Here is an 11,695-nt window from a genome sequence, read left to right as displayed (position 1 = left end):
GGCGGGTCAGCAGGAGGACGCCGAGGTCTCCCCGTCCGTGACGCTGGTCTCGTACCCCGTGATGGCGTCGACCTTGGCGGCCGAGGCGCTGGAGGTGTCGAAGACGTAGCCGAGGAACTCCTTGGCCAGCCGGCGCGCCAGCTCCTTGCCGATGACCCGCTCGCCCAGCGTCAGCACCTGGCCGTCGTTGGACAGCACCAGCCGCTCCACCGAGAAGGAGTCGTGGGCGACCGAGGCACGGATGCCCGGCACCTTGTTGGCCGCGATGGCCACGCCCATGCCCGTTCCGCAGACGAGGATGCCGCGGTCGGCCTCCCCGGCGGCGATCTTGCGGGCCGCGGCCACGGCCACGTGCGGGTAGGCGGTCTTGTCCGTGTCGGCGTTGACGCCGACGTCGATGACCTCCTTGACCCGGGGGTCCTTCAGCAGGTCGGCCTTGATCGCGTCCTTGTACGAGACACCGGCCTCGTCGGCCGCCACCACGACACGCCACTGCAGATCGGTCATCGGGTCCTCCTGGGACTTCGGGATCGGCGGCCCGTCGCGGGCCGCTCTCGACCACCGTGCACAACGCCCCGGGGCCGCCCGATGTTTCCCCTCCCGTCTCCGGGTGCGCGCTGCCCGAACCGTTCCTAGGGTGGGAGTGCCGAGAACGGCACCCACCGTCGAAAAGGAGCGGTCATGTCCCTCGTTGACAAGGCCAAGAACGTCGTCCAGCAGACCGTCGGCAAGGCTGAGGAGGCCGTCGGCAAGCGCACGGACGACCAGGAGCAGATCGCCCAGGGCAAGAAGGACCAGGCCATGGGCGAGGCGCGTCAGGAGACCGAGAAGGCCAAGGACGCGCTGCACGACAAGTGACGAGGTCGCAGGCCCCCGCCCGTGACGGGCGGGGGCCGACTGTCGTCCCCGGGCCCGGTGGGCTGGACGGTCTGCTCCTCTCCGCCTTGCGCGCTGCGGAGCAGGCGGTCTGCGTCGCCGACGTGAGCCTGCCGGACGAACCCGTCGTGTGGGTCAACGAGGCGTTCACGCGGACGACGGGGTACGACGCGTCGCAGACCGTGGGACGGAACTGCCGGTTCCTCCAGGACGGGCTGTCCGAGCGCGGGTACGACGTCAGCACCCCCGCGGCGCAGATCCGGTCGCTCGTCGAACGCCGGGCCGGCGGGACCGTGCTCATCCCCAACCGCCGTCGGGACGGTTCGGTGTTCTGCAACGAGCTGGCCCTGAGCCCGTTGCCGGACGAGACCGGTGCCGTCCGGTACTACGTCGCCGTCCAGCAGGACGTCACCGCCCGTGTGCAGGCGCAGTCCGCGCGCGACGCCGTCCAGGCCGAGGCGGCCGAACTCGCCGACCACCTGCAGCGGCAGCTCGTGCCGCAGGAGCTGCCCGAGGTCACGGGGTGGGAGGTCGCGGTCCGCTACCGGCCCGCGACGCGCGCCGACGGCAGCCGCGGTGAGGTGAGCGGCGACTTCTACGACCTGCGGGTGCTCGCGTCCGGCGAGGCGGTCGCCGTCATCGGTGACGTGTCCGGGCGCGGCCCCGCCGCCGCGGCCACGACGGCCGCCCTGCGGTGGGCGGTGCGTGGTGTCCTGGGCGTCGTCTCCGGTCCGGCGGACGCGCTCCGCCACGTCGGGGGTGCGGTGCACGACACCCTCGGGGACCGCTTCGCCACCGTCGCCACCGTGCGGTTGCCCTCCGGCGACGCAACGGCGTGCCCTCCCGTGGACCTCTGCCTCGCCGGTCACCCGCGACCGGTCCTCGTCCCCGTGGCCGGGCCGAGCCGGATGGTGGGTGATCCGGGGATGCTCCTCGGTCCCTTCCCGGACCCGGACCTGAGCGAGACGCCGGTCGACCTCGCCCCTGGCGAGCACCTCGTCCTCTACACCGACGGCGTCACCGAGGCGGCCTCGCCGGCGCACGAGCTCTTCGGCGACGAACGCCTCCTCGCTGCACTGGACGCTCTGCGGGACAAGGAGTCCGCGGCCCCCGACGAGGTCGCCGACGCCGTCCTGGCGGCGGTCGGTGACCACGTCGGCGACGGGCCCACCGACGACCTGACCCTCATGGTCCTGCGCCGTTCCCCGCGCTGAGCACGAGCGCACCCCGCGCGCGGTTGAATGGCCCTCCCCGGGACGGCTCCAGCACGCGGGCCGCACCTCCGACCCGCACCACCGTCCTGCTCGGGAGCCCCACCGTGTCCGAACCCCGCCCCGCGCCCGTCCGGGTGCTGCACGTGCCCCGTGCCCACGGCTACGTCGACCACCTCCAGGACGACCGCGTCCCCGGGGTCCTCGTGGTGGACGACGGCACTCCGACGGGCCCGGGTTGGCACCCGTCCCGCGCCCTGGAGGCGGACTGGGTCCTGGCGCACGCGGACGAGTTCGACGTCCTGCACCTCCACTTCGGGTTCGAGGGGCGCACCCCGGCGCAGCTGCAGGCGCTCGTCGACGCCCTGCGGGTGACGGGTCGGACGCTCGTCCTCACCGTCCACGACCTGCAGAACCCGCACCTGCGCGACCAGCAGCCCTACACCGGGCTCCTCGACGTCCTGGTGCCCGCGGCGGACGGTCTCGTGACGCTGACGCCGGGTGCCGCGGCGCAGGTCCGGGAGCGGTGGGGCCGGCGACCGGTCGTCGTGGCGCACCCGCACGTCGCCCCCCTCGACCGGATCGGCCTCCCCCGTGCCCCGCAGTCCCCGCGCGTGGTCGGTCTGCACCTGAAGAGCCTGCGCGCCAACCTGCGCGCCCTGCCCGTGCTGCGGTCCCTGGTCGTCGCCGCGCAGCGGCTGACCGACGCGGGAACCCCCACCACCGTGCGCGTGGACGTCCACGCCGAGGCGCTCGACACAGGTTTCCCGCGGTACGACGCCGGCCTCGCGGACTGGTTGCGGAACGCCGCGGACGAGGGGACGGCGCAGGTCCACGTGCGCGACCGGTTCGACGACGACGAGCTCGAGGAGTACCTGCGCGGTCTGGACGTGTCGGTGCTGGCCTACGCCCACGGGACGCACTCCGGGTGGCTGGAACTGTGCCACGACCTGGGCACCGTCGTGCTCGCCGACAGGGTGGGTTTCCTGCACGAGCAGCAGCCGCTCGTCCAGGCCGACCTGGCCGATCCGGACGCCGTGACCCGGGCCCTGCACCGGGCCGTCGAAGGGGTCCCCGGCTCGGCGGCGACCTGCGGAGGCCGGCGCGCGCAGCGGCTCGACGTGGCCCGCGAGCACCTCGAGCTGTACCGCGCGCTGACCGCCCGCCCGGCAGCGCAGGACACGACGGCGGTGCCCGCGTGATCGGCTGGTACGTCCACCACCACGGCGCCGGGCACCTGCAACGGCTCGTCGCCGTGACCCGCCACCTGCGGACGCCGGTGACGGCGTTCAGTTCCGCCCCACGGCCGGCGGGTTTCCACGGCGACTGGGTTCCGCTGGAACGGGACGACACCCCACCCCTGGACCGCGCCTCGGCGACGGCGGGCGGCCGGCTGCACTGGGTTCCCGAGCACCACCCCGGGCTGCAGGAACGGCACGCGACGATCGCGACCTGGATCGCGACCCACCGACCCCGGCTGTTCGTCACCGACGTCTCGGTGGAGGTCACCACGCTCGTCCGGTTGTGCGGGGTTCCCGTCGTCGTCGCCGCGATGCTCGGCGACCGGCACGACCCCGCGCACTGCCTGGGTCGCGACGTCGCGCGCGCCCTGCTGGCGCCCTGGCCCGGCCCGCCCGTGGCCGAGCAGGACCCCACCACGACCCCCGTCGTCCACGTCGGCGCGTTCTCCCGGTTCGACGGTCGACCGACCACCGCTGCGGCGAGGCCGGGAAGCGTCCTCGTCCTGTGGGGCAGCGGGGGCCGCGACGTCACCGACGAGCAGTTCCGCGCGGCGCAGGCGGCGACCCCGGGGTGGACGTGGGAGTTCCGCGTCCCGGGTTCCCCCCTGACCACCGGCACGACCGGAGGCGCTGCGGGAGAGGACGTCTGGTCCGCCCTGCAGCGGGCCGAGGTCGTGGTCGTGCACGGCGGTCACAACGCCGTCGCGGAGGTCGCCGCGGCCCGGCGCGCGGCCGTCGTCGTCGCGCAGGAACGGCCCTTCGACGAACAGCTGCGGCGCGTGGGCCTCCTGCGGGCCGAGGGACTCGTCGCGGTCGACGGCTGGCCGGCCGCGGACCGGTGGCCGGACCTGCTGCGTCAGGCCCGATCCGTGGGGCCCGACCCCTGGCGGCGCTGGGCTCCCGGGGACGGGGCCGAACGCGCGGCCGCCTACCTCGACAGCGCGGCCGACCGCGCCGGGGTTCCCGCGTGAACGGCCGACGGACCGCCGTCCTGACCATCGTGTCCGGGCGGCACGACCACCTGCGCGGACAGCTCCTGGGGCTGGCCCGGTCCCGGCGGCCACCGGCCTGGCACGTCGTGGCGGCCATGGGCGACCCCGGGATCCGCGAGGTGCTCGACTCCGTCCCCGCCGCGGAGGGCACGCGTCGCGTCGTCCTGGACGTCCCCGTCGCCGCCGACGGGGAACTCCCCCTGGCGGCGGCCCGCAACGCCGCAGCGGGCACGGCGACCGCCCTCGGCGCCGACCTCCTGGTCCTGCTCGATGTCGACTGCGTCCCCGCGGCCGGGCTCGTCGCGGCCTACGAGGACGCGGCGGACCGCGTGGTCCACGGCCCGGGGGGTGTTCCCGGACCGCGGTTGTTCTGCGGGCCCGTGGCGTACCTGCCGCCGGACGTCCGGGTCCACGAGCACGCCGACCTCGACCGGCTCCCCGGGGCCGCCGCTCCGCACCCTGCGCGTCCGGTCCCGGAGCCGGGCGAGGTCGTGCGTGCGTCGGAGTCGCAGTGGTGGTTGTTCTGGTCGCTGTCGTTCGCCGTGACCGCCGCCGACTGGACGTCGTTCGGGGGTTTCTGCGAGGAGTTCCGCGGCTACGGCGGCGAGGACACCGACGTCGCCGCCACCGTGCGGGAAGCGGGGGGTGCGCTGTTCTGGGTCGGCGGCGCCGAGGCGTTCCACCAGCACCACCCGACGCGGAACCCACCCGTGCAGCACGTCGCGGCGATCCTGCGCAACGGCGCCGTGTTCCACCGGCGGTGGGGGTGGTGGCCCATGACGGGCTGGCTCGAGCAGTTCCGCGCCGCGGGCCTCGTCGACTACGACGCCGCGACGCGGTCCTGGACGGCCGCGACCCCGCGGGAGGTTCCCGCACCCCTCGCGGCGGGACCGTCGACGGCCGCCCGCAGCACGGCCTCGTAACGGCCGACCATGGTCGCGGTCGACAGGTGGGCCAGCGCTGCCGCGCGCACGCCGGACCGGTCCAGCGCGAGCGCGGCCGGGATCGCGGCGGCCATGGCGGCGACGTCGTCGGCGGGCACGACGAACCCGGCGGGCACCCCCGCGGGCTCACCCACGTTGGGGCGCAGCACTTCGCTGATCCCGCCCCGGTCGAACGCGACGACGGCGGTCCCGCTCATGGCCGCCTCCGCCGCGACGAGGCCGAACGGCTCGTCCCACACCGGGGTGACGAGGACCGCGTCGGCGCGTCCGACGGCGGCCGACAGGTCCGCTCCCCCCAGGTGCCCGTGCCACGTCACGTCCCGGCCCAGCCGCGGCGCGATCTGCGCCGCGAAGTACCCCTCGTCGAGCGCGGGCCCCACGAGGTGCAGGTGGTGACCGGCGCGGGCCGCGGCGTCCACCGCCAGGTGCGGTGCCTTCTCCGGCACGAGCCGGCCGAACCACAGCAGTCCGCCGCCGCCGGGCCCGAGGCGCCACCGGCCCGGGTCGACGCCGTTGTGCACGACGTCGGCCGACCCCACCCACGGCGCCCACTGCCGGGCCGTGAACCGGCTGACGGCCGTGAAGGCGTGCGAGGAACCCCCCGCCGCGAGCGCCGCGGTGAGCCACGGCGTCGGCGGGGTGTGCAGGGTGGTCACCGTCGGGACCGGCAACGTCGAGGACAGGGTCAGCGGCAGGTGGTGCAGGGAGTTGTTGTGCACGACGTCGACCTCGCCGGCGTAGGTGGTGCGCAGCGCGTGCAGGACGGCGAGGTGGGCGTGGTGCTCGCGCAGGAACGCCTCGGCCGGCATCGACGGGTCCTGTCGCGACAGCTCGTCGGGTTCCCAGCCCCCGCCCGCCAGGACCTCCGGCTGCGCACCCGTCGACCCCGCGGCGGCGAAGAGCAGGACGCGGTGCCCGCGGGCGCGCAGGGCCGCGACGAGCCCGCCGACGAACGACTCCAGACCACCGACGTACGGTTCGGCGACGGGGAAGCGGCTCGGCCCCAGCACGGCGACCGTGAGCCGACGCGCCGCGGTCGCGGTGGGCGGGGTCGGCAGTGGACGGGGCACCTGCAGATGCAAGCACGTCCCAGCCCCCTCCGCGTGCGGTGGTCCACCCGGTGCACCCTCGCGGGGGCCCCTAGGGTGCGGCTGTGACCGGACGGCAGCAGCACTACGCCCACTTCCACGGCCTGCTCCCGCTGGTGCGGGACGACCGTCCCCTGGTCCTCGTGCACGGCAACTGCCAGGCGGAGTCGACGCGGGTGCTGCTGGAGGGGACCGGGCAGGTGCGGACCGTCCGCGTCCCGCCCGTCCACGAACTCGAGGCCGGTGACCTGCCCCGCCTGCAGCGGATCCTGGACGAGGTCGACGTCCTCGTGTCCCAGCCCGTGCGCGACGGGTACCGGGACCTGCCGCTGGGCACCGCCGAACTCCTCGCCCGCGCCCCGCGACGGCCGCGCCTCGTCGTGGTCCCGGTGCTCCGGTGGGCGGCGCTGCACCCCTTCCAGGTGATCGTGCGGTCGCCCGGTGCCGGGGAGCCGCCCGTCGTGCCCTACCACGACCTGCGCACGCTGACCCTGGCCGCGGGCCGTCCGGAACTGCCCGAGGTGCCGTCCGCGCGTGCCGTCCGCGCGGTGCGCGACCTGTCGGCGCGCGAGCTGCGCGCCCGCGGGGAACGGCACGGCGCCCTGCCCGTCGTCGACCTCTTCGACGCCGCGGGCGACGGGGCGACGCAGACGGTCAACCACCCCGGGAACCCCGTCCTGCGCGGAGTGGCCGAGCGCGTCCTCGCGGCGCTCGGGCTGCCGGGGGACGTCCCCGACCCCGGGCGGACGCTGCTGGACAGCATCCACACCCCGGTCCTGCCGGAGGCGCTGGACGCGCTCGGGATCCCCGGGGCGGGGCGGCCCGACTGGCGCGTCCACGGCGTCACGACGAGCGACGCCGACGTCCGCGCGGCCCACCTGCGCTGGTACGCCGAGCACCCGGGCGTGGCCGAGGCCGGGCTGGACCGGCACGCCGAGGCGGCGGCGGAGCTGGCCGCGTGAGGACCGCCCCGCACCCGCTCGTCCAGCTCGTCGTCGGCCCCGCCGAGCACGGGGTGACGGCCGCGGCCCTCGCCCAGTGGGCGGTCCTGCGCCACGACCCCGGAACCCGTCTCGTCCGCGCGCCCGCCCAGCCGGGGGCTGACGGCCTCCTCGCCGCGCTGCGCGAGGTCCCCGCCGGCACCGTCCACGTGCACGTCACCGACCGGCTCTTCGGCCGGTCCCCCGAGGAGGCGGCCGACGTGCTCGTCGAACTGGCCGACGGCCGCGACGTCGTGGTGACGCTGCACGACCTCCCCCAGGCCAGCGACGGCGCCCGGAACCTGCCCCGCCGCAGCGAGGCCTACCGGCGGGTGGCGCAGGCGGCACGGCACGTCGTCGTCGCGAGCCGGCACGAGGAGCGCCTGCTGCGGGCGTGCGGCGCGGACGTCCCCTGCTCGGTCGTGCCGCTGCCCGTGCCGGACCTCACCCACGCCCCTGCGGCGGCGCCCGCGACGCCGCTGCGGGCGGTCGCGGTCCTGGGGTACCTGTACCCGGGCAAGGGCCACGAGCAGGTGCTCGCGGCCCTCGACGCGCTGCCCTCCGGTGCCGGCCTCACCGCGGTCGGCCGCCCCTCGGACGGGCACGAGGACCTCGTCGCGGCGCTCGCCGACCAGGCCCGGGCCGTCGGCCGGACGGTCGAGGTCACCGGGTTCGTCCCCGACGCCGACCTGCCGGCGGTCCTGCGCTCCCCCGTCCTGCCGGTCGCCCCGCACGAGCACCTGTCGGCCTCCGGGTCGATCAACGCGTGGACGGGCGCGGGACGCCGTCCTCTGGTGCCCCGCAGCGACTACGTCACCGAGCTCGAGGAGCGCACCCCCGGCGCGCTGTGGGTCTACGACCCCGGGACGCTCGGCGAGGCCCTGGCGCGGGCGTGGGCGCGGCCGGAGCTCACCTGGGCTCCACCGGGGACGGTCCCCGGTCCTTCGGTCGCCACCACGGTCGAGCTGCTGCGTCCCGTCCTCGCCGGGGTCCCGGCGTGATCGCCCCGCTGGTGTCGGTGGTCGTCCCGCACTTCGAGGCGCCGCACGACCTCGCGCTCCTGCTGGCCGCGCTGGAACTGCAGACCCACCCCCTCGACCGGCTCGAGGTGGTCATCGCCGACGACGGTTCCCGCGACGCCCCCGAGCCCGGGCCCCGTCCCTACGCCGTCCGCGTCCTGCGCCAGGCCGACGAGGGTTTCCGCGCGGCGGCGGCGAGGAACCTGGGGGCGGCCTCCGCCCGGGGTGAGGTGCTGTGCTTCCTCGACGCCGACACCGTGCCCGAACCCGGCTACGTCGCCGCCGTGGTCCGGGCCGTGGCGGCCGGGGCGGACCTCGTGGTCGGCCGCCGCCGGCACGCCGACCTGTCCGCCACCGCACCGGACGCCCTCCGCCGCTGGTTCGGCGGCGACGGACCGGCCCCGCGGGAGTTCGACGAACCGGGCTGGCTGCGGGAGGCGTACGAACGGACGGCCGACCTCGCCGAGGCCGGGGACGACGCCTACCGGTTCGTCATCTCCGCCGTCCTGTCCACCACGCGTCCCCTGTTCGAGGACGTCGGGGGTTTCGAGGAGGCGTTCTCGGCCTACGGCGGGGAGGACTGGGAGTTCGCGCACCGCTGCTGGTTGCGGGGCGCGGAGTTCCGGCACGTCCCGGACGCCGTCGCCTGGCACGACGGGCCGGACTTCGCGGGCCGCACCGACGACGCGCAGGCCCGGCGCTCGCGCAACGTCGAGGGGCTGACGCTGGCGCGGTTCGTGCCCGGGCACGCGAACCGCGGTGACCAGCTCGTGTGGTCGCACCCCGACGTGGTCGTCCGCCTCGACGACACCGGCGCCGCGGTGGCCGACGTCGTGGCGTCCGTAGAGTCGCTCCTCCACGGGGCGGACGCGGGGGTCTGGCTGCGCGACGGGGTGGCGCTCGACGCGCTGGAGGACCCGCGCGTGCACCGGGGCGACCCTCCGGCGGCCGTGCTCGGACGGGCGAGGTACCGCGTCGACCTCGACCGCCCCGTGGTGCTCGCCGGCGCGACGCTGGCCGAGCTCACCGAGGTGGCGCCCGTCCGCGTCGGGGAGCACCTGACCGTCGGCCGCACCCGCGACCTGCACCGCGGTGGTCCCGACCCCAGCGTCCTGCAGGTTCCGGGGGTCAGCGCGGAACCGGCCCTGGACGTCGACCTGCAGCGCCGGTGGGGTCACGAGGACCACCAGCGGCGGCCGCGGTTTCAGCGGTCGCTGCGCACCCCGTTCGTGGCCACGGAACGGCCGACCGCCGCCCCGTAGGCGGTGAGCACCTCGGCGTCCACCACGCCGCCGTCCACGAGCTGGGCCAGGCACCGCACCGCGAGGTCGTGCGAGGCGTAGACGTGGTGGGCCAGCAGCGCGAGGTGCTTCAGCTGCTCGGCGTCGAGCTCGTCGAGGCGGGCGAAGTCCTTGACGTAGGCGACGTCCGCTTCGATGTGCTGCTGGTGGGTGGTGAAGATGTTCCCGTCGAACACCCCCGGCGCGATCGGCCACTTCTTCAGCGCCGCGAACGTGTGCAGGACGAAACCCTGCGCCCGCAGTTCCGCGTCGACCTCGCCGAACAGCGGCTGGTCGCGGTACAGCGGGACGAACGACATCTCGGTGTGGACGGCCACGGCCCCGGACAGCGTCTCCCGGCCGTTGCGGAAGATCGTCAACTCCGAGCCCTGCACGTCGATCTTCAACAGGTCCAGGGGGCCGAGGTCGTCGATGTCGTCGAGCCGCTGCGTGGCGATGGTGCTGCGCTGCAGCACGTCGCCGTAGCGGGCGAACTCGTTCAGGGTCGAGAGCCGCTCGACGTCGGGTTCGAGCAGGCTCGTCATGCCACCCATCCACGTGACCTTGAGCTCGTGCTCGCCACCGTCCCCGACAGCGTGCGGGAGGTAGCGCTCGTTCAGTCCGGCGGCCGCCAGGAGTTCGGCGAGCGCCTCGGGCTGGGGTTCGAAACCCGTCACGGTGCACAACCCGTCGCGCAGCATGGGCGCGTAGGGCGGGTCGCCGTCGATGGGGTTGGCACCGATGTCGACGACCGCCGTCAGGCGTGCGGTGTCCAGCAGGTCGACCCAGCGCTGTGCCACGTGCTCCTCGTTCCCTCGGTTCCGTCGTGCGGGACCGGGGATCGTCCGCGGCCCTCCCCGCGGAGCATGTCAGTCCAGTGCGGACGGGGCGCGACGGGGCTCAGCGGCGGGGGCGCTGCCGCCGTTCCAGGTGCGGGGCGTCGGCCGACCGGAACGACACGGCCGCCTCGAACACCGCGGCGCGCCCGTTGCCGGCGAGGGTCGTGGCGGCGGACCCGTCGAGCGGCTGCCGCCACAACTGCGTGTCCTGGACGGCCCCGTCGGCCGACGGCAGCGAACGGCCCGCGACGAGGACGGACGTCCGGTCGGTGGAGGCGACGAGGGCCTCGACGAACTCCGGGGGCTCGGCGAGGTCGCGGACGGGGACGCCCGAGCGGTCGACGACGCTGAGCGTGCGGTCGGTCGGGGTCGTGCGGACGACGGCGAGGTCGGTGCCGTCGCCGACGAAGACCGGGAACGTCTCGCCCGCCTCCGGGGTCACGACGGTGCGCGCCGTGCGGGTGGACAGGTCGACGAGCACGACGTCGCCGCCGTCCGCCGTGGCGCGGCTCGCGGCGAGGGTGGTGGAGTCCGGGGAGAACGAGAGGCCGCTGGTGTCCTCGGCGCCCGCCACGACCGTCTGGCGGCCCGAGGCCACGTCCGCGACGACGAGCCGGGTGCCCGCCGCGGCGCAGACGTCGTCGCCGCGCTCGCGCCAGGCGACGGTCGTGCCGTCCGGGGAGAACCGCAGCTCGTCGGCCGTGGGGGCCGCGGTCCCGAGCGTGCGCGTCGTGCCGTCGACGCCGCGCAGCACGAGGTCGGGGCGCCGCAACCGGTCCGCCGCGGAGCAGTCCGTGGGGTTCCAGGCGCTGCGGTGCAACCAGGCGAGCGTTCCGTCCGGGCTCCACGCCAGCGAGCGGGAACCACCCTCGCCGTCCACCTGCGTGCGTCCGGACCCGTCCGCGGCCGCGACCTGGACGTGGCCGAGGTCGTCCGTCCCGTCGTCACTGCCGTAGGCGATCCAGGCGATGCGGGAACCGTCGGGAGACCAGTGCGCGTCGTGGGTGAGGCCGTCGGCGACGCGCCACTGCCGGCCGGTTCCGGTGTCGACGACGTCGAGCCCGTCGACGCGATCGGCGGAGACGCCGGTGTAGGCCAGCAACGGCCCCGGGCGGTCCTGCGCCGACGCCGACCCGGCCGTGGCGAGGAGAGAGGCGGACAGCACGACGACGCCCAGCGTCGCCCCCAACGCACGCACGATCAAACCCCCCGGTCCGTGGCCGCC

At 75.7% G+C, this 11,695-nt stretch carries 12 protein-coding genes; 8 read left to right on the top strand and 4 right to left on the bottom strand.

Annotated elements, in window-relative coordinates; all coding sequences use genetic code 11:
- Positions 1 to 6: 6 nt before the first annotated feature.
- Entirely contained in the window at positions 7 to 507 is a 501-nt protein-coding gene (locus tag ACFEMC_RS01495; protein WP_380172910.1) for a ribose-5-phosphate isomerase, read from the bottom strand.
- A gap of 174 nt (positions 508 to 681) precedes the next feature.
- On the opposite strand from ACFEMC_RS01495, the gene ACFEMC_RS01490 reads away from it, so the two are divergent.
- The 5 genes from ACFEMC_RS01490 (at position 682) to ACFEMC_RS01470 (ending at position 5,243) form a co-directional block, all read left to right on the top strand.
- On the top strand, positions 682 to 858 hold the full coding sequence (locus tag ACFEMC_RS01490) for a CsbD family protein (RefSeq protein ID WP_380172908.1): 177 nt from the start codon (positions 682 to 684) through the stop codon (positions 856 to 858).
- Entirely contained in the window at positions 855 to 2,090 is a 1,236-nt protein-coding gene (locus ACFEMC_RS01485) for a PP2C family protein-serine/threonine phosphatase (protein WP_380172906.1), read from the top strand. The genes ACFEMC_RS01490 and ACFEMC_RS01485 overlap by 4 nt, the downstream gene beginning before the upstream one ends.
- Positions 2,091 to 2,194: 104 nt before the next feature.
- Positions 2,195 to 3,289, top strand: a complete 1,095-nt coding sequence (locus ACFEMC_RS01480; RefSeq protein ID WP_380172904.1) for a glycosyltransferase family 1 protein — start codon at positions 2,195 to 2,197, stop codon at positions 3,287 to 3,289.
- Positions 3,286 to 4,299, top strand: a complete 1,014-nt coding sequence (locus ACFEMC_RS01475; protein WP_380172902.1) for a hypothetical protein — start codon at positions 3,286 to 3,288, stop codon at positions 4,297 to 4,299. Before ACFEMC_RS01480 ends, ACFEMC_RS01475 begins: the two co-directional genes overlap by 4 nt.
- Entirely contained in the window at positions 4,296 to 5,243 is a 948-nt protein-coding gene (locus ACFEMC_RS01470) for a glycosyltransferase family 2 protein (protein WP_380172900.1), read from the top strand. The genes ACFEMC_RS01475 and ACFEMC_RS01470 overlap by 4 nt, the downstream gene beginning before the upstream one ends.
- Here ACFEMC_RS01470 and ACFEMC_RS01465 read toward each other — a convergent pair.
- A complete protein-coding gene (locus tag ACFEMC_RS01465; protein WP_380172898.1) occupies positions 5,141 to 6,334 on the bottom strand; it encodes a glycosyltransferase in 1,194 nt (397 codons plus the stop codon). The genes ACFEMC_RS01470 and ACFEMC_RS01465 overlap by 103 nt on opposite strands.
- Positions 6,335 to 6,417: 83 nt before the next feature.
- On the opposite strand from ACFEMC_RS01465, the gene ACFEMC_RS01460 reads away from it, so the two are divergent.
- The 3 genes from ACFEMC_RS01460 to ACFEMC_RS01450 are packed head-to-tail and all read left to right on the top strand — an operon-like array spanning position 6,418 to position 9,613.
- On the top strand, positions 6,418 to 7,314 hold the full coding sequence (locus ACFEMC_RS01460; RefSeq protein WP_380172896.1) for a WcbI family polysaccharide biosynthesis putative acetyltransferase: 897 nt from the start codon (positions 6,418 to 6,420) through the stop codon (positions 7,312 to 7,314).
- Positions 7,311 to 8,333, top strand: a complete 1,023-nt coding sequence (locus tag ACFEMC_RS01455) for a hypothetical protein (RefSeq protein WP_380172894.1) — start codon at positions 7,311 to 7,313, stop codon at positions 8,331 to 8,333. Before ACFEMC_RS01460 ends, ACFEMC_RS01455 begins: the two co-directional genes overlap by 4 nt.
- Positions 8,330 to 9,613, top strand: coding sequence for a glycosyltransferase family 2 protein (locus tag ACFEMC_RS01450; RefSeq protein ID WP_380172892.1), 1,284 nt, complete (start codon positions 8,330 to 8,332; stop codon positions 9,611 to 9,613). Before ACFEMC_RS01455 ends, ACFEMC_RS01450 begins: the two co-directional genes overlap by 4 nt.
- On the opposite strand, the gene ACFEMC_RS01445 is transcribed toward ACFEMC_RS01450, so the two are convergent.
- Positions 9,556 to 10,431 (bottom strand): FkbM family methyltransferase, encoded by an 876-nt coding sequence (locus ACFEMC_RS01445; protein WP_380172890.1) that lies wholly within the window; start codon positions 10,429 to 10,431, stop codon positions 9,556 to 9,558. The two genes, ACFEMC_RS01450 and ACFEMC_RS01445, sit on opposite strands and share 58 nt — an antisense overlap.
- 100 nt (positions 10,432 to 10,531) lie before the next feature.
- Positions 10,532 to 11,668: a hypothetical protein gene (locus tag ACFEMC_RS01440; protein WP_380172888.1), complete on the bottom strand. Its 1,137-nt coding sequence runs from the start codon at positions 11,666 to 11,668 to the stop codon at positions 10,532 to 10,534.
- Positions 11,669 to 11,695 lie beyond the last annotated feature (27 nt).

Origin of the sequence: Kineococcus sp. DHX-1, assembly GCF_042473625.1 — a bacterium.
GTDB lineage: Bacteria > Actinomycetota > Actinomycetes > Actinomycetales > Kineococcaceae > Kineococcus.
The sequence above is the reverse complement of the archived record's forward strand: the minus strand, read 5'-3'. Positions and strand labels throughout refer to the sequence as shown.